The sequence below is a fragment of the Sorangiineae bacterium MSr12523 genome, assembly GCA_037157775.1.
Lineage (GTDB): Bacteria > Myxococcota_A > Polyangia > Polyangiales > Polyangiaceae > Pendulispora > Pendulispora brunnea.
The window spans coordinates 10,801,930-10,826,212 of sequence record CP089982.1 but is presented as its reverse complement, the minus strand read 5'-3'; the positions used below and the strand labels follow the sequence as shown (position 1 = coordinate 10,826,212).

Annotated in this window: 18 protein-coding genes; 10 read left to right on the top strand and 8 right to left on the bottom strand. The window is 67.3% G+C overall.

Annotation, left to right across the window (positions count from 1 at the left end; genetic code table 11):
- The first annotated feature begins 5 nt into the window (after positions 1-5).
- Positions 6-2,492 (top strand): HAD-IC family P-type ATPase, encoded by a 2,487-nt coding sequence (locus tag LZC95_42640; GenBank protein ID WXA93138.1) that lies wholly within the window; start codon positions 6-8, stop codon positions 2,490-2,492.
- A gap of 5 nt (positions 2,493-2,497) precedes the next feature.
- On the opposite strand, the gene LZC95_42635 is transcribed toward LZC95_42640, so the two are convergent.
- Positions 2,498-3,889 carry a protein kinase gene (locus LZC95_42635; protein ID WXA93137.1) on the bottom strand — a complete coding sequence of 464 codons (1,392 nt, stop codon included), beginning with the start codon at positions 3,887-3,889 and terminating at the stop codon, positions 2,498-2,500.
- A 101-nt stretch (positions 3,890-3,990) separates the two neighbouring features.
- Here LZC95_42635 and LZC95_42630 point away from each other — a divergent pair, with 101 nt between their 5' ends.
- The 3 genes from LZC95_42630 to LZC95_42620 are packed head-to-tail and all read left to right on the top strand — an operon-like array spanning position 3,991 to position 8,648.
- Positions 3,991-4,983, top strand: coding sequence for a hypothetical protein (locus tag LZC95_42630; protein ID WXA93136.1), 993 nt, complete (start codon positions 3,991-3,993; stop codon positions 4,981-4,983).
- Positions 4,984-5,006: 23 nt separating this feature from the next.
- The gene (locus LZC95_42625) at positions 5,007-5,975 is read left to right on the top strand and encodes an RluA family pseudouridine synthase (GenBank protein ID WXA93135.1); all 969 of its coding nucleotides are present in this window, start codon (positions 5,007-5,009) and stop codon (positions 5,973-5,975) included.
- Positions 5,976-6,026: 51 nt separating this feature from the next.
- Positions 6,027-8,648, top strand: a complete 2,622-nt coding sequence (locus LZC95_42620; protein WXA93134.1) for a phosphodiester glycosidase family protein — start codon at positions 6,027-6,029, stop codon at positions 8,646-8,648.
- Between the two features lies 1 nt (position 8,649).
- On the opposite strand, the gene LZC95_42615 is transcribed toward LZC95_42620, so the two are convergent.
- Both LZC95_42615 and LZC95_42610 read right to left on the bottom strand, forming a co-directional pair.
- Positions 8,650-9,435, bottom strand: a complete 786-nt coding sequence (locus tag LZC95_42615; protein ID WXA93133.1) for a sigma-70 family RNA polymerase sigma factor — start codon at positions 9,433-9,435, stop codon at positions 8,650-8,652.
- 223 nt (positions 9,436-9,658) lie between these two features.
- On the bottom strand, positions 9,659-10,573 hold the full coding sequence (locus LZC95_42610; protein WXA93132.1) for a DUF882 domain-containing protein: 915 nt from the start codon (positions 10,571-10,573) through the stop codon (positions 9,659-9,661).
- Between the two features lie 68 nt (positions 10,574-10,641).
- Between LZC95_42610 and LZC95_42605 the strand changes: the two genes are divergently transcribed.
- Both LZC95_42605 and LZC95_42600 read left to right on the top strand, forming a co-directional pair.
- Complete coding sequence (locus tag LZC95_42605) at positions 10,642-13,374, top strand: HEAT repeat domain-containing protein (GenBank protein ID WXA93131.1); 2,733 nt, start codon at positions 10,642-10,644, stop codon at positions 13,372-13,374.
- Entirely contained in the window at positions 13,371-14,153 is a 783-nt protein-coding gene (locus tag LZC95_42600) for an enoyl-CoA hydratase-related protein (protein ID WXA93130.1), read from the top strand. The genes LZC95_42605 and LZC95_42600 overlap by 4 nt, the downstream gene beginning before the upstream one ends.
- A 145-nt stretch (positions 14,154-14,298) precedes the next feature.
- On the opposite strand, the gene LZC95_42595 is transcribed toward LZC95_42600, so the two are convergent.
- The 3 genes from LZC95_42595 to LZC95_42585 are packed head-to-tail and all read right to left on the bottom strand — an operon-like array spanning position 14,299 to position 16,728.
- Positions 14,299-15,084 (bottom strand): hypothetical protein, encoded by a 786-nt coding sequence (locus LZC95_42595; GenBank protein ID WXA93129.1) that lies wholly within the window; start codon positions 15,082-15,084, stop codon positions 14,299-14,301.
- Positions 15,081-15,749, bottom strand: a complete 669-nt coding sequence (locus LZC95_42590) for an RNA polymerase sigma factor (protein ID WXA93128.1) — start codon at positions 15,747-15,749, stop codon at positions 15,081-15,083. The genes LZC95_42595 and LZC95_42590 overlap by 4 nt, the downstream gene beginning before the upstream one ends.
- A gap of 25 nt (positions 15,750-15,774) precedes the next feature.
- Positions 15,775-16,728, bottom strand: a complete 954-nt coding sequence (locus LZC95_42585; GenBank protein WXA93127.1) for a hypothetical protein — start codon at positions 16,726-16,728, stop codon at positions 15,775-15,777.
- Between the two features lie 127 nt (positions 16,729-16,855).
- Between LZC95_42585 and LZC95_42580 the strand changes: the two genes are divergently transcribed.
- Both LZC95_42580 and LZC95_42575 read left to right on the top strand, forming a co-directional pair.
- Positions 16,856-18,388, top strand: a complete 1,533-nt coding sequence (locus LZC95_42580) for an acyl-CoA carboxylase subunit beta (GenBank protein ID WXA93126.1) — start codon at positions 16,856-16,858, stop codon at positions 18,386-18,388.
- Between the two features lie 52 nt (positions 18,389-18,440).
- A complete protein-coding gene (locus LZC95_42575) occupies positions 18,441-20,942 on the top strand; it encodes a S8 family serine peptidase (GenBank protein ID WXA93125.1) in 2,502 nt (833 codons plus the stop codon).
- Here the strand turns inward: LZC95_42575 and LZC95_42570 are convergent.
- Positions 20,869-22,068 carry a hypothetical protein gene (locus LZC95_42570; protein ID WXA93124.1) on the bottom strand — a complete coding sequence of 400 codons (1,200 nt, stop codon included), beginning with the start codon at positions 22,066-22,068 and terminating at the stop codon, positions 20,869-20,871. The two genes, LZC95_42575 and LZC95_42570, sit on opposite strands and share 74 nt — an antisense overlap.
- Before the next feature lie 80 nt (positions 22,069-22,148).
- On the opposite strand from LZC95_42570, the gene LZC95_42565 reads away from it, so the two are divergent.
- Positions 22,149-22,697, top strand: coding sequence for a hypothetical protein (locus tag LZC95_42565; protein WXA93123.1), 549 nt, complete (start codon positions 22,149-22,151; stop codon positions 22,695-22,697).
- Complete coding sequence (locus LZC95_42560) at positions 22,694-23,764, top strand: hypothetical protein (GenBank protein ID WXA93122.1); 1,071 nt, start codon at positions 22,694-22,696, stop codon at positions 23,762-23,764. The genes LZC95_42565 and LZC95_42560 overlap by 4 nt, the downstream gene beginning before the upstream one ends.
- Positions 23,765-23,782: 18 nt before the next feature.
- On the opposite strand, the gene LZC95_42555 is transcribed toward LZC95_42560, so the two are convergent.
- Positions 23,783-24,265: a hypothetical protein gene (locus tag LZC95_42555; GenBank protein WXA93121.1), complete on the bottom strand. Its 483-nt coding sequence runs from the start codon at positions 24,263-24,265 to the stop codon at positions 23,783-23,785.
- Positions 24,266-24,283 lie beyond the last annotated feature (18 nt).

The window sequence follows — 24,283 nt, the reverse complement described above, 5'->3', positions numbered from 1 at the left end:
TCTCGATGGATGGGCGCACACCTTCCCCTGCTTCGACGACGCATGCGTGTCCCGCGTGCGGCAAGAAGATCGACCCGCTCCGGGCGGGGGAGGTGGCGATCCTCGAGGGCCAGTTCTTCTATTTCTGCGATCGCACCTGCAAGCGCGACTATGTCTCGAGCGCCGGCTCGATGTCGGTGCTCCAACGCTTCACGGCGGATCCTCCGCCGGTGGCGCCCAGCGCCGTGCCGATCATCAAGCCGCCACCAACGACGCACACGAACGGCGCGCGCGAGGCGGTTCCTCCCCCCGCCGAATCGTGGCCCGATTTGGACGAGCCGCGGCTGTCATCGCGCTCGCTGCCCGAGACGGAGCCCCTGGTCACGGGGCACGAGCCCTACGATTCGGCCGAGGAGCTGCAGCACGAAGAGTCTCCCGCGCTGAGCCACCGCGCGGCGGCGATCGAAGAGGCGCCCTACGAGGAGGAGCCGGTGGAAGAGCCCCCTCCGGACGAGGAGGAGCCTGCGCCGGCTCACGCACCCGATCCCGCTCCCCCCCCCGCTCCCGAGGCGGAAGAGGAACGAGAAATCGGCATCGGAATCGGGAGGGCGGAGAGTCACGCCGAGGAACGCGGATGGCGGGCTTTTCTCCGGGCCAAGCAGGATCCCCTTGCGTATGCCGGCGCGGCCTTGGGTGTGCTCGCTGCGGTGGTGGCGCTCGCAGGGGCGCAGGTGGCGCGGGAGCCGCTCGCCGTGCTGGCGTGCGCGATTTGGCTCGTCCGCGTGTTCACCTCGCGACACGATCGGGCGCTGGCCCACCCCTACATTGCGGCATTTCCGCCGGTTCTCGCGCTCATCGCGGCGCTTTGGGCCGCCGGGGGGCACGAGGCAAACGCCGGCTCGCTGGCGTCGTTCGCGGGGCTATGTGCCGCGGCCGCGCTGGTGATTGCGGTTCGCGTCGATCGCGCGCTCGAGCCGATGGCACACCATCGCGCACGCATCGCCGAAGCGCTCGACGTGCGCGTTCGCGTGGTGCGCGGCGCCGAGACGTTGGAGCTGTACCCCGCGCAGGTGAAGCCAGGCGAACATGTCATCGTCGAAGCCGGCGAGGTGGTCGGCGTCGACGCCATCGTGGCCGCGGGTGAGGCCACGGTGATTCCGTGGATCGATGGCCCCGCCGAGGCGCGCAAAAAAGAGGGCGACGCCATCGTTGCGGGTGCCAAAGTCGTTTCGGGCACCCTTCGCTTGATGACCACGTGGGCCGCGCACGAGCGCGCGTGGGTGCGCCTTCTGCTGGATCCCGATCTTCGCATCGACGTCGCGGCACCGCTGGCCCGCGGAACGCGGCTGCTCTTGGAGCGCGGCGTGCCCATTGCGGCGCTGCTCGTGGGCGTGGCGGTCATCGCCAACGATGGACACGGACCCGCGGTGCTGGCCGCCGTCGCCGCGGCGGCCATGGCGCTGGGCGTGTGGGGCGTGGGGGCGGCGCTGGCCCTGTACTACGCGCAAGGTCAGGCCGAGGCTCTGAGCTATGGCATCGTCTTCAAGGACGCGCGTGCCTTCCAGGATGCGGGTGTCGCCGACGTTGCGGTGGTGTGCTCCCGCGGCACCGTGTTGATGGGCGAGCCCGAGATCGTGGCCCTGGAGCCGCTCGGCTCCCTCGAGGAAAACCGCGTCCTGGCGCTGGCCGCCGGCGCGGAAACCGCGTCGAGCCATCCCTTTGCGTCGGCCATTTTGCGTGCGGCACAATCGCGCGGGATCCGCATCGAAAACGTGCGCAACGCCACCGCGCATGCGGGCCTTGGTGTCACCGCGCTTTCCGCCCGCGGCGAGCGGCTCGTCGTGGGAAGTCGCGCCCTCTTGCTCGAGGAACGCGTGAGCGTGGCACTCGCGGATACGCGCGTGTCGGAGCTCGAGGGCCAGGGCCGCAGCGTGCTCCTCGTGGCGTTGGGCGGCAAGCTCGTAGGCCTCGTGGCACTGCAAGACGGCCTGCGCGCGGGAGCCCGCGCCGCCGTGCAACGATTGCATGATGCACGCATCGAGCCCGTGCTCCTGAGCGGCGAAGCGCGCGACACGTGTGAGACCCTGGGGCGCGCCCTAGACATCGATCACATTCGCCCCGAGGTCCTTCCCACCGATCGCGGCACCGAGGTGCGGGCCCTGCGCGAAGGTGGTCACGCGGTGGCGGTCCTCGGTCATCCGCAGTCCGACGACGCCGCGCTGGGCGCCGCCGACGTGTCCGTTGCGCTCTCCGCGGCGGGGGCCACGCCGGGCGAATGGTCCGTGGCGCTTGCCTCCGACGACGTCCGTCACGCCGCGCTGGCCCTTGCATTGGCGCGCACCACCCGCGAGCGCACGCGCCTCGCCTTCATCTTGGGCATTGCGCCCGGGGTCGCCGTCACCTTGGCCCTCGCCGCAGGCCTCTTGCCGCTCGTCATCGCCCCCATCGCCGCCGTCGTCGCGACCTTGGGAACGTTGGCCCACGCCCGTGCGCGCGAATCGCGCATCGCGTGAGCCGTTCACGCTGCGGTCATGCCCAAGGTGGGGTACTTCTTCACGAGGAAATCGCGCAAGGTTCCCAGGCGTGCCTGGCGCTCCGCCTCCGCCGGAGCAGCGTGCGCGGGCACGGCATCGCGTGCGATTTCGGCTTGAGCGCGCCACTCGGCCGAGTCGGGAATGCCCATGGCCTCGCGAAAGGCGTTGCCCATCTCGATGGCGTTGTCGAAGCGCATTCCCTTGTCTTTGGCCAGCGCGCGGAAGAAGAGCGCATCGAGCACCGGCGGTGCCTGCGCGACCAACGTGCGAATCGGTGGCGGTGAGCGCTGCACCTGCTCCTGGCGAATCCAGAACTCGCTCTTGTTCTCGGTGCTGAAGGGTGTGCGGCCGCTCAGCATTTCGTACAGCACGATGGCGGCCGAATAGAGATCGCTCCGGCCATCCACCGGCTGCGAGAGCACCTGCTCCGGGGACATGTACGCGCCGGTGCCCGGGGCGAGGTGGCTCTCGTCGGGGCCGTTGGGCTGATTCATTCGCGCGATGCCGTAATCGGTGAGCTTCACGATCCCGTCCTTGCGGATCAAAATGTTCGACGGCTTCACGTCGCGGTGCACGATGCCGAGCGCGTGCGTGGCGGCCAGCGCACCGAGCAATTGCTGGAAGTAGTACCAGGCGCGGCGAAAGGGCATCCCAGGCAGCGCGCCGGGCCCGCGCAGTTGCGCACGCGCCACATGCCGCGCGATCACTTGCTCCAAGGTGTCGCCGTCGACGTATTCCATCGCGAGCGCCAGCGAAGGCGGCTCCGGGTGGCTCGGCGGTGGCGATGGCGGCTGCGGCGGCCACTCGAACAGATCGAAAAAGCGCACGATGTTCGGATGGGAAAGCACGCGCAGCGCCTCGGCCTCGTTGCGAAAAAAGGCGCGCACGTCCTCGCGTGCGCCAATCTGGGAACGCAGCACTTTGAGGGCGATGGCCACGGGTGGCTCGCCCCCGCGCGGTCCGCTGGGCGGATAGAACAGCCAGCCGCGCCAGACGATGCCCATGCCGCCCTCGCCGACCCTCGTTTCGATGACCATGCGGCCGTAGCCGCGCTCGAGCGTGGCACCCGCGGCAATGGGTACGAAGCGCAATTCGGACGCGGGGGCGGCGACGGTGGCCGCGACCGCCGAGGGCACGATCGCCGACGGCGAAACCGCCACGGCCACCGGTGCCGGCTGCGAACTGGCCACCATTTGGCTCGTTCCGCCGCGGGAGCCCGTCGACGCCGCTGGCTCGGGGACGCTGCTAACCACCTGAGCCACGGGAGGGTGCGGCCACGACGGGGTTGCGGCCACCGTTGGCGTGTTCGACGAGGGCACCGCCGGTGTGGAGACCGGCACCCGCCGTTCCGCATGGAGCGCCGGCGGAATGCTCACCCTGGAGCCGCATTGTGGGCAGAACCGTATCGGCTGGTCCGAGGCTTCCCCCCACGAGCTCAGGTCCGTGCCGCATGTCGTGCAGAACAAAGGGTGCCTCCGTGCTCCAGGGTAGCAAGAGCGTTAAGATCAAGGATCATATGGAGATGCTGGCCCCCGCACCGGATTTTCGCTACGTCGGGTTCTTTCCCGGCCCGCGGCACGGTTTGGGCGTCCTTGGGGGCGTCGTGGCTGCAGGAGCAGGGGTGGGAGCAGGCATCTGGCATACGTTCGGTCCGCGGGGGGCGATCGCCTCGGGCCTCGTGGCCGTCGCCACCACCGCGTATTCCATGCACCGTTTGCGTTGGGGACGCACGCCGCACGTTGCGCCACGCAGCGTGCCGATGGCCCTCGTGCCTTGGGGATTGCTCGTCGATCACGAGGAGCAGCCGCGCGTTCTTCGCTGGGCCGGCATCACGCGCGTGCACATCGAAACGACCTTCGGGCGCGATCAAGCGACGGATTCTACACTCTGGAGCTACGTCGTCATCGAGACGCCGCGCGAGCGCTTTACAGGCCATACGCCGGGCGCCGTGCCGCTCGAGCGGCTCACCGTGCACCTCGATGCGTACGCCAACGAGGCGGCGCACTCCATCGCGCTCGACCTCGATGGTTCGCAAGCGGGCCGCGGTCCCTACGAGCCCGATTGCGAGCCACTGGTTCGCGCCGCGCGCGCGTACGTGCAAACGTCGTCCGCGTCGGCGCGACTCGGGCTCGAGGCCGCGGGCTACCGACGCATCACTTCGCGTTGCCCGAGTGCGCGCACCCTGGATACCTTGCGCACCATCCTGCGCGATCGCACCGATCGGCGGGTCGACCCGCGGCCGTTTGCGGCCATCGTGGCTGCGGAGTTGGGCGCGAAAGCCCTGGTCAACGAGCTCGTTGCACTCGTTCAATCGCCGCATCCCATCGTGGCGGCGGTTGCGAAGGCCGCGTGCCAGCGCCTGGGCGTCGCGCAGTCCCGCATCGGCACCCTCGACGAGGTCGCACCATTTCTCATGGAACCGGACCTGGTGACGCTCCAGGCGTGGGCGGATCCCGCAAGGGCGAGGTGACGTGGTACGGTCCCGACCCCGCCATGTCTTCCAACGAAAAGAGCGAATACACCGTGCCGGAACAGCTCGACGGCGAACGACTCGATCGCGCCGCCGCGCAGCTTGCCTCGGGCCTCTCGCGTGCGCGCCTGAAACGCGCCATCGAGGCCGGTGCGGTGCGGGTGAACGGCCGCCGTAAGCCAAAGGGAGCCGTCGTTGCGAAGGGCGACGTCATTTCCATCGACACCAGCCAGGTGTCCGATGCCGACAGCCCCGCCGAGCCCACGCCGGATGCTCCGCTCGTCGTCTGCTTCGAGGGCGAGGGCGTTCTCGTCGTGGACAAGCCCGCGGGCCAGCCCACCGCACCGCTCCGCCCCGGCGAAGTGGGCTCGCTGGCGAATGCGCTGGTCGGCCGCTATCCGGAGCTCGCCGGCGTGGGTTACTCCGCGCGCGAACCCGGCCTCGTGCACCGCCTCGACACGGATACTTCGGGCCTCGTCCTGGTGGCGCGCAGCCCGGAAGCTTTCGACGTCCTGCGAGGTGCGCTCAAAGAAGATCGCATCGACAAGCGCTACCTGCTCCTCTGCGCGAGCGCCGATCTGCCCGACGAGGGCTCCATCGAATTTCCCATCGCGAACCACCCGAAAGATCAGCGCCGCGTCTACCCGTGCATCCACCCGCGCGACGTCATGCGCTACGCACCGCGCCCGGCCTCCACGTCGTACCGCGTGATCCAGCGCGGCACGCCGTGGGCGCTCGTGGAGGTCACCGTCTCGCGCGCCCTGCGCCACCAGATCCGCGCGCACTTCGCCGCCATCGAGCACCCGCTCGCCGGCGACGTGCTCTACGGCGGTGCCGAGATTCGCTCCCTGGGCCGCCATGCCCTCCACGCTTCACTCATTTCGTTCGGGGGTGGTCCGGGGGTGGCTGCTTTCGAGGTGACCTCCAAGCTTCCGCCCGCCATGGCCGCGCTGGTTACATCGGAGAGTGAAGGCGGCGCCTCCGAAACTTGACCCCGGGGGAAGACCCCATTACGCGTCTAGCGTTCCAGGAACATTACGAACGTGCGGGCGCTCACCTCGAAAATTCCGTATCGGCTCGCCTTTGGCGCAGGCTTCGTTGCGCTTTGGGTTGCACTTTCGGGGGACGGTCCGACCGAGCACGATCCCAAGGCGTTGGCCGCCGTTCTGGGCGAGGCCATCCGTGGAAACCAAGCGGGGCCGGGCCACGTCGACCCGCGCGATGTGCGCTGGGAGCCATCGGACGGCATCGTCTCCGACTACCTTTTCGGGCGCTGGGCACTGTTCCTTGGCAGTGAAGCACCGGGCGCCCCGCGCGACGTGTACCGCGCGCGTGTTCGCCTCACGCCGGAAGGTCGCCCCATCGCGGTGCGCACGCCCTATGCGCTGACGTCGACCCCGCTGGGCGATGACCATGCGCTCGTGATCCACGGCGAGCGTGCCGCCTTCGCGACGCTGGCCTACGGCCAGGAGCAAAGTGTGAGCGTGCTCGATCTCGCGAAGGATGGCGCGCGCGCCCCGGTGAGCCTGTCCGATCGCGCGATGATGTTTCTCACCAACGTGCAGCAGACCGGCGCAGGCGACGGCGTTGGCCGCGTCGACATCACGCTCGATCCTCCGGCCCGCGCGGTGGGGTTGGCCATCGACGGTGAATCGCTCCGCATCGAGCGCCTGCAAGGCGAGGGCACCGAGAAGACGCGCTTCGATCTGGCGCGCGGCGAAATCGAAACGCCGAACCCCGCACTCCACGCGGAGGCGGTGCCGCACCTTCCGAAACGGTTCGTCTTTTGGGCCGTCGACACGGTCCGCGCCATCTCCTGGGTGGGGCCTGCACCCATCGCCTGGCTCGAGGACAAAGTCTTCGGCGCGCGCGATGCGCTCAAGCAATTCGCCTTCAAGCTGCATGGCTCCGGCGATGCGAGCGGCGTGCTTGCCGACGCGCCCGCGGCCAAAGCCAGCGTGCTCAAAAGCTCCAAGGCCGCCGACGGCGACGCCGAATGGCCGCCGGCCGACATGCCCTCGATCTGGAAGACGCCGGAGCCGGGCGAGGGCACGTGGCAGGTTCCCAAGATGCCGTGGATGAAAAAGCTCCCCGGCACCGAGGTCCCCGCGCCCTTCGTCCGCACCTTCGTCCGTCCCGACGAACAGCGCCCGTACGCCTCCGTGATCCTCGTGGCCATGGATATGCGGCAGCTCGAGCTGCAGATGGAGGCCGGCACCGAGGACCCGAAGCCGCTCACCGGTGGCCACGGCCCCGGGCGAATTCCGCGCGATCCGGCGATTGCTCCGCGCGTCGTCGCCGCCTTCAACGGCGCCTTCAAAACCGAGCACGGAATGTACGGCATGATGGTGCACAAGCGCGTGCTGCTGCCGCCGCAGCCCGGCGCGGCCACAGTCGTCGTCACCAACGACGGGCGCATGGGCATGGGCACCTGGGGCAACACCACCGAGGTCACCGGCATCCACGGCGTGCCCGACACCGACATCGACTCGTTCCGTCAGAACCTGGATCCGCTGCTCGATCGCGGCGAGATCAACCCGACCAAGCGCGCCCTCTGGGGCTACACCTTGCCCGGCAACGGCACGCAGACGGAGCGCTCGGGCATCTGCGTCACCGAGGCCGGACACCTCGTCTACGCGTGGGGGGCGGAGGTGAGCGCGACGGTGCTGGCCAAGGCCATGAAAATGGCCGGTTGCGCGTACGGCATGCACCTCGACATGAACCCGCACCACACGGGCTTCTTGTTCACGCGCATCGACGACGTCAAAGCGCACAAGTTTCGCTCGGAGATCCTCGCCAGTGAAATGGAGATCTCCAACGACCGCTACATCGATTACGCCGCCAAGGACTTCTTCTACGTGCTCCTGCGCGATCCCACGCCGCCCTCGCTCGAGGGCGTCGAGTGGAAGGCGAACGCGGGCACGCAGCCGGCACCCTCGTGGCTCACGGCCATGTGGGAGGCGCACGATGGCCAAGTCGAGCTGCTCGACATCGAGCCGCGGCGTGCCCGCTTTCGCATCCGTGCGGGTACGAAGGAGCCCGATTCCAAAACGGGCGCAACCCCCACGACGGAGCTGGGCGAGGAAGACGCCGAGCGCGTGCTCTTCGCCTTGTCGCTGGGCAACTCGTTGGAGAAGCATCCGCGCGGGCTCGTCACCGCCGGCAAGATGGTGCTGCCCATGCGCGGCGGGGAAGATTCCGCCGTGCTCCTCGCCTCCGGCAGCGAGGGCGAGCTCTCCATCGTCAAGACCGCGGAAATGGGCTCCGAGCTTGCCGGCTCCGACGTGGCCGAGCTTCCCCTGCTCATCGATGGCGGTGCGGTCCTCCCCAGCGTGACCGCCCGCCATACCGTGCACGGCCCGCGTGCGGCCTTGGGCATCACGCCCGAGGGACGCATCGTCGTCGCCAAGGGCACCTTCGCCAGCGATGCGCCGCTTGCCAACGCCCTGCGCAAGGCCGGATGCACCCGGGCCGTCGCCCTCGACCGCGGCACCCACGAGGGCCCCACGATGGACCGCGCCGGCACCTCCTCACCGCCGCGCGCCCACTACGAGACCACGGTTCTCTACGGCATGGGCCGCCCGTTCAAGCCGCGCGGCTTCCGCTTCGACGCGGCCTCCGCCGTCGCCGATCGCACCACCGTCACGACGCGTACGCCGAACTAGACTACGCGACCAGCGACGAGAGCAGGTCGCGCAGCTTGGAGACGGCGCGCCAGTGCAGTTGCGAGACGCGGGGCAGGCTCACCCCGAGGGTCTCGGCGATGGTCTTGAATTGCTCGCCCTGGAAGTAGTGCAGAAAGAGAATGTGCCGCTCGCGCTCGGAGAGCGTCTTCAGCGCGCCTTTCAAGGCATCGCGCTGCTGATCGGCCTCCATCATCTCGAAGGGCGTGGGCGGGCTCACCTCGGCGTTGAAGACCGACTGAAGGCCGCCGGCGAGGTCGTCGAATCCGACGAAGGAGCACCGCTCGGACGGTAGCGCATCGCCCGCGGCGGAGTGCACCTCACGCCGGGCGCGGCGGGAGAGCCAATCCTGGTTGCGCAGTTCGTCCATGATTGCGCCGCGGATGCGCACCCGCGCGTACCACTCGAACGTGGGACTGCGCACGGCCCCATCCCGGCGGATCGAGGCGAGAAGCCCGAAGGTGCCCGCCGCAATGAGATCCTCGCGCAACACGTTGGACGGCACCTTCACGAGGAGCCGCGTCACCATCTGGTGCACGATGGGCAAGTACTGCCGGATCTCCTTGGCCGCGCGATCGGCCCGCTCGCGGGCGCTCTTGCTGCGCAGCCGGCGCTTTCGGCGCGTGCGCTTTCGGCGAACGCGGTCCGTGCTTGCCGGCGGCGGAGGAATGCTGTCGTCCAGGTCCTCCCCTGCACATACACCATCCACGTCCGTTGCCTCGGCATCGGCCGGGGGAAGTTCCGTGTTGGCGATCGCGAGCGGTTCCATGGTTGGGACCGCGCTTTGTTGCGTGGTCCATGCCAGCACCGCTGACCCGAAATTTTTCGATGTTTTTCCACCCATCGACCGCACGATGAGGTCACAGGATACCCATGTGCGCTTGACCCACGGTGGATTTCTTGGAGATGACGGGGGTCAAAAATGACCCGATTCACGGTCGGCAGAGTTGTCGCCGGTCGGTCGGTCGTATGACCAGCCTGCAGATGTCCTCTTACAGCGAGTTGTCGCCGTTCGGGCTGGGGCTCGACGGATCGTTTCCGATCGCGCCTTTGATTTCCTCGCCCACGTCGCTCGTCCCCTCGTCGGCATCGACGCCAGGCGCATTGTAGCGCGGGGGTTCCCCCGGCTTGGAGTAATCGATCCAGAAGGCCGGCGACGATCGCACGTCGAGGTGAACGAAGGTGCTGTTCGGGTAGTAGCCGACGCCGACGTTCTTCAACGTTTTGCAGAAGTCACGAAGGACCTCGTTGGGCACGCCCAACACGCGGAAGTCGATGGCCTTGCCCGCGTTGTGGTTCGAGTGGGGCGTGTGCTGGGTCGGTGAATACGGCCGGAAGCCGCTGATGACCTCGATTTTCCGGCTTCCGAAGTGGTTCGACACGACGCCGACGAGCGCGACCAGGCGCGGGTCAATCGCATGGGTCTGACCCCCCGCACTGCGGAGCAACCGCTCGAACGATTTGAGAGCGGTGGGTGAGGCACGACCGCGCCGGTCGGCCACGCGGATGGTAAAGTCCTCGCTTGTGGCGAGCCGTGCCGCGTGGATGACACCGGGCGTGCGTGCCGCCATGGCGTAGGTCGGCGGCTTCTGCGGTTTTCCGCCTTTGCTCTTCGCGTCTTTGCCGTCCTTGCCGTCCTTGCCATCTTTGGTTGAGCTTTGCGGTGCGCTCACACCGGGAATCACCAGCGTCTCTCCGACCCGCAAATGACGGCCGTCCTGAAGGTGATTCGCCTCCAAAATCGCTTTTTGCGTCACGTGGTAGCGGCGTGCGATGGCCTCCAACGTGTGCCCCCGTGCAACCACGTGCTTCACGTCGGCGTGGGCCGATGTCGAAAAAACCGGCACGAAACCCGTGAGCAGGGCCGCCACCGCGACGGAGAGAGCAGATCGAACAACAACCCGCATGGGACGGGGGCTCATAGCACAAACGGGCTTCCCCGAGGGGCCGGGTCTATGGAACGCTCCCTGAACCGATGTCCCTCGAGCACCGCGTTCACGCTGGTTGCGGGTGTGGTTTCCGCAATCTTAATTTCCTGTCTGAATCCACGGAGTTCGGCGAGAAGGGGGCGCTGCGTCCCTTCGCGTTGAGCGGCACCACGCGTCACTTCGAACGCGATAGGCCCTTCGCCGTGGACCACTTGAAGCTCGAACTCGAGCTCGATTTTCCGCGCAAGAGCGTTTCCGGCACGGCCACATTGAGCCTTCGCCGGATCGATCCCGTGTCGACGGAAATCGCCCTCGATGCCATTGGCTTCGATTTGAAAACGGTCACCGTCGAAGGGCGCCCGGCGTCCTTCGTCTACGACGGCAAGATCCTGCGCGTGGCCATTCCCGCGTCGCTCGAAGCGGGCGAGCTCGCGGTCACGTACAGCGCGACGCCGCGGCGTGGCCTGTATTTCCTCGAGCCCGACGAGCACGTGCCCAATCGTCCGCGGCAGGTGTGGAGCCAGTGCCAGGAGGAGGACGCGCGTCACTTCCTGCCCTGCCACGACAAGCCGCACGTGAAGATGACCACCGAGATGATCGTCACCGTGCCGAACGGCAACGACGTCCTCTCGAATGGCGAGCTGCTCTCGAAGGAGACGCCCGCGGAAGGGCCTTGGCGTTTTCATTGGAAGATGAACGCCCCGCACCCGAGCTATCTTCTCACCTTGGTGGCGGGCGAGTTCGCGGAGCTGAAAGACAGCGCCGGCAACGTGCCGCTCACGTACTTGGTTCCGAAGGGTCGTGAGGCCGACGGCGAGGCGACGTTCGCGCGCACGCCCGACATGGTGAACTACTTCGGCGAGCTCACCGGCGTGCCGTACCCGTGGAACAAGTACGCGCAGGTCGTGGTGAGCGACTTCATTTTCGGCGGGATGGAGAACACCACCGCCACGACCATGTACGAGCACATCCTCTTGGATGAGCGGGCGCGGCTGGACATCACGTCGGACGATTTGATCGCGCACGAACTGGCGCATCAATGGTTCGGCGACTACGTGACGTGCCGCGACTGGTCCGAGGGATGGCTCAACGAAGGCTTTGCGACCTTCATGGAGCATGTCTGGCGGGAGAAGCACCTCGGCCGTGACGAATACGAGGTGGCCATCAAAGGCGATCTCGATGCATACCTGGGCGAGGCCACGGGTCGCTACCGCCGCCCCATCGTGTGCCAGACGTACGACGCACCGCTCGATCTGTTCGATCGGCACCTCTACGAGAAAGGCGGCCTGGTGCTGCACCTGCTGCGCCGCGAGATTGGCGACGCGCTTTTCTGGCGCGGCGTGGGCAACTACCTGCGCCGGCACGGGCGCGGCGTCGTGGAGACGCGCGACTTGATGCGCGCGCTGGAAGAGGTGAGCGGCCGCAGCCTCGGGCAGCTCTTCGATCAGTGGGTGTATCGGCCGGGGCACCCGGAGCTCGAGGTGCAGATTTCCTGGGACAAGAAGGTGCTCTCGGTCACGGTGAAGCAGACGCAGGCCGCCACCGACGACGTGCCGAATGTGTTCGAGTTCCCGCTGGAGCTCGCGTTGGTGGACGGCGAAGGCAAGACGCGGCGCGAGCGCCTGCGCGTGTCGCAGCGCACGGAGACCTTCACCTTGCCGGTGGAGGAGCGACCGAGCTTCGTCGTGGTCGATCCGGAGATGCGCGTCCTGGGCTCGGTGAGCTTGAAGGTGCCGCAGGACATGCTCCGCGAGCAGCTCACGAAGGCCGAGTCGGCGCGCGGGCGATGGCTTGCGGCGCATGCGCTCTCGAAGAACGACGACCCCGTGACCATCACGGCGCTGGCCGCGCGGCTGGAGGACGAATCGGAGTTCTGGGCGGTGCGTGCGGCGGCGGCGGAATCGCTGGGCGACATCCGTGCGACCGAGGGCTTCGACGTGCTCTCGCAGCACGTGAACACGGCGCACCACAAGGTGCGGCGCGCGGTGGTGCGGGCGTTGGGGCGCTTCAAGACGCCGAAGGCCGCGACGATTCTGCGGCCCAAGGCGCTCCACGACGCGAGCTACCTGGTGGAGGCCGAGGCGGCGCGTGCTCTGGGGCACACGAAGCAGCCCTCGGTGTACGAGACCTTGCTCGACGTGCTGGATCGTCCCTCGTGGGCGGACGTGATTCGCGTGGGCGCCATCGACGGGCTGGCGACCTTGCGCGACGATCGCGCGTTGCCGCACTTGATGTCGCGCACGCGTTACGGCCATGCGACACGGGCGCGCCGGGCGGCGATTCTTGCGCTGCCCAAGGTCTCGGGCGATCGCAAGGCGCGCGAGGCACTCGAGGAGCTGCTCGAGGACGGCGATCCGCATCTTCGCGTCGACGTGGCGCGGGCGCTCGCCGACCTGGGCGACACGAAGGCACGCGGTGCTTTGCGGGCGCGCCTCGAGGTGGATCTCGATCCGCGCGTGCGCCGGCGCATTCGCGAGGTGCTGCGCGATCTCGGGGGCGACTCGAAGCGCGCGCTGGATCAGGTGCGCGAGGAGCTCGAAAAAGTGCAGAACGAGCACTCCGAGCTGAAGGCGCGGCTGGCGCTGTTGGAGGCCAGGCTGGGCGAGGCGTCGAGCACGCGCGGGCCTTTGCCGAAGGGCACCAACGGTTCGAACGGGAGCGCCGCGAGGACGGACAAGGCCCACAAGAATGGCGTCAGCGCGAAGAAGGCGCCCGCCAAGGCCGGCGCGAAGAACGCAAAAAAGGGGAAAGCGGCGCGGCCGGCTCGGAGGACGCGATGAGCGAGCCCATTCGGGTCGAGCGGCGCGGCAAGGTCGCCATTTTCACCATCGACCGCCAGGACCGCATGAATAGCCTCTCGCGCGATACGCTCTTCGCCTTCGGGCGGCTTGCGCGCGAGGCGGCGGTGGACGATTCCGTGCACGCGATCGTCATCACCGGCGCGGGCGACAAGGCCTTTTGCGCCGGGGCGGATCTCAAAGAGCGCCACAAGATGGACGAGAACGACGTGCGCAAGCAGGTCGAGCTCTATCGCTCGGAGCTGGGGCCGCTCGATCGATCGCCCAAGCCCGTGATTGCCGCCATCAATGGCGTGGCGCTCGGCGGAGGGCTGGAGTTGGCGCTGCTGTGCGATCTCCGCGTGGCCTCGTCGCACGCGACGCTGTCGTTGCCCGAGACGTCGCTGGGCATCATCCCCGGCGCGGGCGGTACGCAGCGTCTGCCGCGCCTCATCGGCGAGGCGCGCGCCAAGGAGATGATTCTGCTCTGCCGGCGCCTGACCGCCCAGGAGGCCCTGGAGTGGGGCCTCGTGAACCGCGTGGTGCCGAAGGACACGAACCTCATCGACGACGTGCTCGCGTGGATCGAGCCCATCTCCGACGGCGCACCGCTCGCGCAGGCGGCGGCTCTTCAGGCCATCGACCGCGCCCTCGACACGACGTTGGAGCTAGGCCTCGAGCTCGAAAAGGTGAGCTACGACTCGGTGCTCGTCAGCGAAGACCGCCGCGAGGCCCTCGAGGCCTTTGCCAACAAGCGAAAACCCCAATTCCGCGGCAAATAACCCCCCAGAAGATTGAACAGGGAGGCCGGGAGGCGGGGAGTTTTTTGGGTTGGTCCAACGGGGCTCCGATGCGGGAACACCGTTGCACCAACAACAAAAACTCCCCGCCTCCCTGTGAATTTCTTCTAGCCGTTTCAGCGCCTCGCTAATTCGAGCGTGCCAGGGCGTGGTTGGGGTAGCGGCTGCGCAGGGTGGTGTCGAGTTGCGTAGCCTCGGGATCGCGGCCGAGGGCGCGCAATGCGCGGGCCTCGATGGAGAGCTCCTCGGGCTCGAGGTTGCGCCCTTCGCGGCGTGCCGCTTGGACGGAGACGAGCGCGGTCTGCGGATCGCCGCGCAGCAAGGCGCTGCGTGCTTCGCTGACCAACGAGGCTTCGCGCAGCAGCGTGTCGTCGGACGAGGCTTGGCTCGTGAGCGACGCGCGGGCCACGGGACGATATGCCGGCAATTCGTCCTTGGCGGTGAGTTCCACCGTCGAAGGCGAAGGCGCCGCAGTGCCGGTGAACCGGGCAGGGAACGACGGTGCGCTGAATGAAACCGTGCCCTCGTCGTAGGTGATGACCGGACGCGGATCGGTCTCCTCGAGCAACGCGGGCGGCGTCATGTGATGGCGCAGAACACCTGCCGCGACGGAAAGCACGACGGCCGTTCCGAGGAGTGCGCCGCCGATCGCAAGCTTCGCAGATGCGATCGCCGCGCCGATGCCCGGCTTCACGGCCGCGGCCGCAGCCTGCGGGACCCACGCGGTGGGGTTCGTGGCAATGACCGCTGCAGGTTTCGCCGCGGCGGCGGCGGTGCCGATGCCCACGGCGGCGGCGGGAAGAATCGCCTTTTCCAGGCCTTCCCACATGTTGTCGCGCGCTTTCGGCGTGGGAGCGTCGCCGCGTGCGAGCACGAGCAGCTCGCGTGTTTCATGAGATAAATCGCGACTCATGCTCCACCTCGCAGCGGGGAAAGGTCGCGTTTCAGCGCGAGCTCGAGCTCGGCGCGTGCGACGCGAAGCCGGGAATAGACGGTGTTCACGGAGATACCCAGCGCGCGTGCAATCTCGGGAGCCGTTTGCTCCTCGATCTCGTAGAGGACCAAGACCGCGCGCTTGTCGAGTTGGATGCTCGCGAGTGCGCGATCGAGGCGGGCGAGACGCTCCCTTCGCGAGATCGATCCCGTTTGATCCGCTTCGATCGATTGGCGCGCCATGGCCGCTCCGCCATCCGCGTCCTCGGGGTGACGACGGCGATGACGGCGCGTGTCTGCGGCTACGCGCAATGCAATTTGAAAGAGCCATGCGCGCGCGCCGAATCCGCGATCGACGAACTCGGCGAAGCGGCGATGCGCGACGACGAAGACCTCCTGGGTCTTGTCTTCGAGATCGGCTTCAGGAACGCCGAGGCGACGCAGGTTGCGCCAGATGAAGTCGACCTCTTTCTCGTACAGCGCGCGGAAGCTCAGGTCGATGCCCGATTGCCGAGGCCTTTCCACCTTGGACTCCGGCGGCAGATCATCGGTCTCAGCCACCTCTGCCTGTGCGAGCGGGCTAGAGAGAGCAACGAGTCGTCCACTCACATCGGCCTCCTTCTGTGACTCGAAAGAACCTGACATCGCCCTGCCTCTTTACCATCTTTCGTCATCGCGCCCTCCAGACGATCGCCATCTCCGCGCGACCGCCGACGGGTAGCCCCTCAGCAATGCGCATCAATCCTTCGGCGCGCACCTCGGCGACGAAATCATTGGCAAATTCGCCCCGCAAACTGATCCCGGGACCGAATGCACCGTAGGCCAAGGTGTGCGCTTCACGCGTCTCGCTCCCACTGACATTTAGAAATCCGCCCTCGCCGCCGCCGCAGATGTCCAAGGCGAGACCTTTGCGGTCCAAGTAGAAACCGGGCATGCGCCCGCACAGGTCGAGGCGGGCGGTGCCAAGGCCGCGGCTTTCTTCGCCCACACTTTGCAGCGGGCGAAAGTTACGGCCGTACGAGAGGCGAGGGCGGAGAAACACGCCCGCGGGCAACTCCACCACCATGAAGAACGACCCGCCGGCGATCGCTCCGCTGTCGCCCGCGTTCATGAGGAACGTGGACGCGCCCAGTTCCAGGGTGCGGGAGCCCGACGGGTGTCGCAGAAACAGCGCCTGCTCGGGGTAAGGCCCTTCGGCGCGCTGCGGCGTAGGCCAAACGGGACCGGTGACCGGATCGGGCGGCGGAGGCGAACTCGTCACCCGCTTCTCCGCCACCGTGGGCTTCGCAGCCTCTTCCTTCGGCGGGGCGGGGCGCACTTCGCTGTCGCGTTGATCGAGTACGAGCGAAGCCCACACGCCAATGGCCCGTGCGAGCGGCGCACACGATTCACCACGCACAGAAAAATCGCGGCTCGCCACGACGGTGCCGCTCGGGTCGGACAGCTCACCGCGGGCACGGAGGATTGCCTTCGACGAACCCGATCCTGGAAGCGTCGTTTTGTCGCGGCGAACGTCGACGCGCATCGTCCAGCCCGCATCGGGGGCGCTGGATTGCTTCAGTGCGTCGACAAAAAGACCTTCGGCCGCCTCCCGTTCGACACAGGGGGCGGGGCGCTCAATCACGACACGAGGGGGCAACGGAGCCTGCACCGGACAAAGAATAGTATGACCGCAGAGCCTTTACTCCGTCATGCGTCGATAACTTTTTCCCCACTTCAACTTAGCTTGGCGGCCCACTACTCTCGGCCGCATGCCGCGCGAGAAGAAGCTTAAGGAAACGCTGTCCCGAGTCGAAAAGGGAGGAGCCGAGAAGTACCACCGCAAGAACGCCGAGACGGGCAAGCTGTTCGCGCGCGATCGCATCGCGCGCCTCATCGATGCCGGCTCGTTCGTGGAGGACGCCGCACTGGCCAACAACGTGGAGGCGGATTTGCCCGCGGATGGCGTGGTGACCGGAACTGCGAAGATCGGTGGCCGCACCGTTGCCATCATGGCCAATGACTCCACCGTCAAAGCGGGCTCCTGGGGCCGGCGCACCGTGGAAAAAATCCTGCGCATCCAGGAAACGGCCATGAAGCTCGAGCTTCCGCTCTTCTACTTGGTCGACTCCGCGGGGGCGCGCATCACCGACCAGATCGAAATGTTCCCGGGCCGTCGGGGTGCGGGGCGCATCTTCTACAACGAAGTACAGATGAGTGGGCACGTTCCGCAGATCTGCTTGCTCTTCGGCCCCAGCGCCGCCGGTGGCGCCTACATCCCTGCCTTCTGCGACGTGGTGGTGATGGTCGACGGCAACGCGAGCATGTACCTCGGCTCCCCGCGCATGGCCGAAATGGTCATTGGCGAGAAGGTCACCTTGGAGGAGATGGGCGGCGCCAAGATGCACTGTTCGGTCTCCGGCTGCGGCGACGTGCTGGTGAAGACCGAGGAAGAGGCCATCGATTGGGCGCGCAACTACTTCGGTTACCTGCCCTCGACGAGCTCGGAGAAGCCGCCGGTGCGCGAATCGAAGGCGCCCAAGGCGAGCGGCAAGAAACTGAGCGAGATCGTGCCGGTGGACGAGAACAAGCCGTTCGACATGATGCACGTCATCCACGAGATCATCGACGAGGGCTCGTTCTGCGAGATCAAGAAGCTCTTCGCGCGTGAGCTCATCACGGGCCTCGCCCGCATCGGCGGCAAGACCGTGGGCATCGTTGCGAATCAGCCCAAGTGGCTCGGCGGCGTGCTTTTCGTGGACTCGGCCGACAAGGCGGCGCGGTTCATCTGGCTTTGCGATGCGTTCAACATTCCGATTCTCTACTTGGCCGACGTGCCCGGCTTCATGATCGGCACCAAGGTGGAGAAGCAGGGCATCATCCGCGCGGGCGCGAAGATGATTGCCGCTGTGAGCGAGGCCACGGTGCCCAAGTTGAGCGTGGTCGTTCGCAAGGCGTACGGCGCGGGGCTCTACGCGATGTGCGGGCCGGCGTTCGAGCCCGACGCGTGCATCGCCCTCGCGAGTGCATCGATTGCCGTCATGGGGCCGCAGGCGGCGGTGAACGCGGTCTATTACAACAAGATTCAGGAAGTGCCGGAGGGTGACGAACGCAAAGCGTACGTCGCCAAGCTGCAAGAAGAGTATCGCGCGGACATCGATTTGATGAAGCTCGCGTCCGAGTTGGTGGTGGACGCGGTGGTGCCGGGCGAGCTTTTGCGCGACGAGATTCTGTCGCGCTTCGAACGCGCGGGGAGCAAACGCGAGGTTCGTTTGACGAAGAAACACTTGGTCCCGCCGGTCTAGAGAAAATATGCGCTCCTTCCTTGTCGCTTTCGCAGTCGCCACGTTGTTGCCGATGACGGCAGTCGCGGATCCGGGGCATCCGGAGGCGGCGGGGATTCTGCGGGTGCTCGGCCCGCGCGCGGTGCGCACCTTGGCTCCTGCGCGCGCGTCGGTGCCCGGGGGCGCGCAGCTTGGAGCGCTGGTGGCGATTCCGCGCAACCAGACGGCGGAATCGCTGGGGATCGAGGCCTTTGCGCCCGGCATCGGACGCGTGTCGGGCACGCCGGAGCGGCTCATTGCGTTCTCGCAGGCGCACCCCGGCGTGCACCTGGAGGTGAACACGCCGCTGCACCCATTGATGTCGGTCGCGCGCGGGACCATTCAGGCCGATCGCGCGTACGACACCTTGGGTGCCGATGGCGCGGGCACCTTGGTGGGCGTGGCCGATACCGGCATCGACGTGAGCCATCCCGAGTTCCTCGACGAGACGGGGCATTCGCGCATCGCGTGGTTGCTCGACATGTCCGTGGCACCCGCCGGGTTGCATCCGGAGCTCGAGGAGAAGTTCGGCGTCAAGAGCGCCGACGGCAAGGTCGTCGCCGGTGCGGTGTACTCCGCGGCGGACATCGACAAGCTCATTGCCGACAAGAAGACGCTGCCGAATGACGCCGTCGGCCACGGCACGCACGTGTCATCCATCGCGGCGGGCGATGGGGACGATCTCGGTAAGAAGGGGCCCTACCGCGGGATCGCCCCGAAGGCCCGCCTCGTCGTGGCGGGGCTTGGTGGAGCGGCCACGGGCATCAGCAACGACGACCTGGTGCGCGGCGTGTCGTTCGTCTTCGATCGCGCCGACGCCGAGAAGCAGCCGGTGGCGGTGAACCTCTCGCTGGGCGGCGATTTCGGCCCTCACGACGGTACGACGCTTTGGGAGCAAGCGCTGGCCAGTTTCGTGGGGCCCACGCACCCGGGGCGTGCGCTGGTGGCGGCGGCGGGCAACAGCGGGTCGATCGGCGGCGATGCGATCCATCAAAGCGTTCACGTGGCCAGCGGTGCGACGGTGCGCGTGCCCATCTCCACGGAAGGCGCCAGCGACGGCGGCGTGCAAGTGTGGGTCTCGTTGCGGGGCAGCGCCAGTCTGAAGATTGGCCTCGACTCCCCCAGCAGCACGTGGATCTCGCCCATCGGCGAAGGCGAAACCAAGGGAAAAAAAGGCGACAACGACGACTACGAGGCCGGGGTCATCTACGGCAGCACGGCGAAGGACAGCCCGGTCCCGGCGGGGTCGCGCGGCGCCGTCGTGCTCTGGACCGGAAAATGGCCCAAGGGCACGTACTACGTGACCTTCACCGGCGAGGGCACGGCGGATCTGTTCCTCGGGCGCACGGGCGACGTGCAGACCGTCAACGAGGCGATGTTCGCCTCGGGCGTGCGCGAAGGGACCATCAACTTGCCCGGGACGCACCCGGGGATTCTCTCCGTCGGGTGCACCGTCAATCGGCCGAATTGGGTCAGCATCGCCGGCGGCAAGGTCGGTGTGCGCGTGCCCGTGCTCGATGCGGCCGGCGGCATGGTGGACTCGTCGAAAGACCTCGTGCCGCCCGTCGAAGGCGACGCATGCTGGTTCTCCAGCGCGGGCCCCAACGTGAACGGCGTGGCCAAGCCGGAGATTTCCGCACCCGGCGCGGGCATCATCGCCGCCATGAGCAGCGGCGCCACGCCCGGCAGCGATCGCAGCATGTTCACCACGTCGTGCCCTCCCGTGCACGCGGGGCAGGATGATCGCGATCCGCGATGCTTCCAGGTCGACGAGACGCATGCGGTGGCGATGGGCACCTCGATGTCGGCGCCCATGGTCACGGGCGCGATTGCGCTGCTCCTCCAGCGCGATCCGACGCTGACCCAGGACAAGATCACGGCGTTGATCCAGGCCGGTGCGCATCGCTTCCGGCCCACGCCGAACACGCGCTTCGAGGATCAAGGCGGCCCGGGCGAGCTCGATGTGGTGGGCGCGCTCGATGCGCTCGAGCAAACGAGGAACCCGTCGCTGGTGCTGCCGAAGCTCGAGACGAGCTGGATCGCGCTGAGTGCGGATTACGCCGCCGCGGATGGCTCGACGCCGCTCACGGCGATTCTGGAGCTGCGCAGTGCCGACGGGCAGCACCGCGCGGACCAATTCGAGGGCGCACGGCTGCAGCCGCGCGTGGAGATCAACGGGACGCGGCTGGAAACGCTGCCCACCGTGATCCGCCGCGGGCCGGGCCTCTACTCGTACACGGTGAACGTGCCCGCGGGGCGCGGAGGGGCGCGGCTGCTTCTCGGCGCAACCTTCGACGGCGCCGACATCGTCACGCCCAAGGTCGTTCCCATTTCGGCGGATCTCTGGGTGGCCCACTATCCTTCGTCGGCGAAGGGCGGATGCACCGTGGCCATGGCGGGCATGCCTTCGCCCGCGCCGAGCTGGCTCGTGTGGGCAGGAGGCGCGCTCGCGGCGCTGGGGATCACTCTGCGGCGAGCGTCAGGCGCCAACCGTGGGGCTCCCAGACGGCATCGTCCGGATCGAACGGCGGGGTGAAATCACCGGCGTTGGTGCCCACCACCACCAGCGTGTCCGTCGCATCGAGATCGACGATGGATCCCTGTGTCGCGGTGGCCCGCTCGGCGGAGGCCACCGGAATGCGCGCGATCTCTCGGCCGCTCGCATCGAGTTTGACGACGTTCCAGCGCATTTTCGCGTGCTCCTCCCAGATGGCCTCCACGCGCAGCCGCGCCCCTGGCGGTGCACCGGCGTGGCGCACGACCACGTAGGCACTGCCGGTGGGGGCCGTGGGATCGCGCGGGGCCAGGCGTCGTGGCTTGGCAGGCCAATCGATCTGCCAATCCGTGCGCGGTGCGACGCCTGCACTGGGTAGAACGCGCGCGACGCCGAAGCCGAGCAGCAGATCGTCCAACGTGGAGCCGGAGCTGAGCGCGTTCTTGAAGCTGCTGCGAAGGATCTCGAAGGTGTCGGTCTTCCCCGGGGTCAACGCCCAGATCGCGCGGACGATGCTGCCCGGTTGTTGGCCGAAGCTGTCGTCCATCCAGTCGTAAAAGAGGGAGGCGCCGCGCGCGTATGTCATGCCCGCGGTGGGGGCGAACTCGGGCCAGGTATCCGGAAGGGCGCGCTCGGGGTGCGCTTGAAACGTCGCACGCGCGGTCGTTTCCGGAACGATGCACGGGCTGAGCGCATGGGCCAGCGACTCGGTCTGCGCCTCGGCGCTTCCGGTGTCCAAATTGGGGCTCACGCGAAAGGTGATGGCGCGCAAAAGACCCCGCGCAATGGCGTGGGTGCGCCCGCACCCGGTAAGGTGCGCATCCAACGTGGTGAATGCGCTGGCGCGATCGAAGCGCGCGATGGGATCGCGCTCGTCCAACACGGTCGAGGCGTCATGGGACGCTCCGTCGACGAGGTACACGTCGTACACCCCCGTGGTCGGCGATGGGTCGGGCGGAGGCAGTGCGAGTGGCCCCGTGGCGCCATCCCACGCGCGCTCCGTCTCGTCCAGCACGGTCAACACGGTGTTTGCCGGCGTGGCCGGTTTTGCGTGCACACAAAGCGGGTGCCGGAACGAGCAAGCCTTCAGCCATGCGGCGTCTACGGCAGGCCGTTCGGGATTTTGCCAGGCGAGCAGCGTGGTCGCCAGGGCCACGATATTTCGCATCTGTAACGAATATCCCGGCGAAAAGCTCTTGAACAAGGCGTTCCAAGCGCATGAAACGCGCGCTATAGATCGAGGTGGCCATGTCGTCTGACCTTTCCCACGTGGTGGACTTCGATTTGGCGCGAGGCAGCGTGAGCGCGATGGGGGCGGAACGAGCGGTGCTCGTACCTGTCGAGGCCCTCTACGACCTCGTGTCGGCGGCCGAGCCGGAGGCCGTGGTGTCGGTGGCCCGAGGCATCGGTCAATCGATGGGGGAGAGGCTCGCCGCCCGATTCGGTGGCATCGCCGGTGTGCGCGGCGCATCGCTGGACGCGATCATCAACGCCGTCGCGCTCGAATTCAGCGTGGCCGGCCTCGGTGTGTTCGGCATCGAGCGCTGGGGCAAGGCCATGGTGCTCGTCGTCGAACACGCGCCGCGCATCGGCGGCGGTTTCATTGCGTCGCTGCTCGAGGGCGCTCTTTCCACGGCATCCCAGACGGAGGTCTCGTGCATGGTTCTCGCGGCTGGTCCGGTGCAGCGCATCCTGGTGGCCAATCGCGACGCGATTGATCGCGTGCGAACCTTCATGGCCGAGGGCACCTCGTGGGCGGATGCGCTTTCGCGTCTCCAGGCGCGGGTCGGCGTATGACCACCAAGGGGGATCGCATCGGGCGTCTCGAGGCCCTCCTCGAGAAGATCCGAGAGAGAAGCGCTCAGCCGCGCGGCATGAACGGTGTGGCCGCCGGCAGCGTCGCGCAGTGGGCTCCCGAGGATACGGAAATTCGCATCAGCACGACCTTCGAGGATCCGGAGACGTTTGCGGCCGAGGTGGCCTTCACCGCAGGCGCGGTCGCCGCCGATGGTGCCCCGGCGGTCGACGAGCCGTTGCCAGAAGACGTGAGAGGCGACGAAGACGGGCCTCCGCGATTCTCGGATGAGATCGTGGAGGACGGGCGCATTTCGGACCTCACCCGAGAGCGCCTCTCGGACGACTACGCCGACATCCAGGACGAGGTTCAAGACGAGCCGGAGTCGTTCCCGGCGAACATGCTGGACGAGTACGAGGTGAGCGAAGACGTGGTGGAGATCCACGTCGACGCCGACGACGATTCGGTGCGGACCTCGGTCGAGGTGTCCGCGTTGGACGTGCCCTCGTTGGACGTGCCCGTGGTGGAGGCTTCGGCGGCCGATGTTCCGGTTGTGGAAATGGCGCCCGTCGAAGTCCCGACGGTCGAGCTGAACGAAGTTCCCTCGGGGGCGCGTTTGGCCGGCGGCAGCGGGGTGGTCTTGTCCGAGGCGGATGAGGTGCTTGCCAATGAGGCGGACGTAGTTGGGCCCGACGAGCGCATCTCGGTTGGGGTGACCGTCGAAGTCGAAGAGACACCCTCGTCGTCACGCCGTCCGATCCTCGAAGAAGAGGAGGGCGTGCCGGGCTACGAAGAGCCGCCGATGACGCCGCCTCCGGCATCGGGCAAGCAGATCGCGGCGGAGTACAGCTTCGAAGACCCGGCCGCGGAGACGCTGCACCCCGTCGGGCCGATCGAGTCTCCGAGGCGCGATCCGCTTCTACCCACCGAGCCGCAAGCGCGGCAGCAAGCCGCAGCCGACGAATCGGATCTGGATGCTCCGCGCCAGATTTGGAAGGCGACGAGCCCTCCGCCGCAAGTGGAGCCGGAGACGTTCGGCGCCTGGCTGGACGCCACGATGTCGCTTTGAATCGACCAGCTCGAGCGGTTAGACCATCTCGAAAAAGCGGGAGTGAATGGCCACGGCGGCGAGGAGCCCGACCTCTTGCCCGATATCGTCCTTCGTTACGACGCTGAATTTGTCACGGACGCTGCGCACTTTGGAGATCTCGATGGCGATGTTGCCGCCGGCATCCTTGCACTGAAAGACACCGCTAAACACGCCACCGTCGGCGGTGTACTCGCGGTCGCCGATCTTGAGGGCCAACTTCTTTTTCAATGCGATGGCGGGGAAGTCCACCGTTGCGAGCTCTTTGCCGTCGGCGCCGAGAACGTGAAACTGCGTCTTGGCGAAATTTCCGCGGAGCGTGGCCAGCTCTTTGCCATTCGTACCCTCGACCAACGAGAACAAGGGAGTGGGGCTCATGAGCGTTCCCTTGATGGTCAGAAGCACGTCTTCGGATCCCGGTGCGGTCACGTCGTAGTTGGTCGCGAGCGACATGAAGCGCTGGGTGACTACAAATTGAGACATAGAGGGTGCCTCCCCATG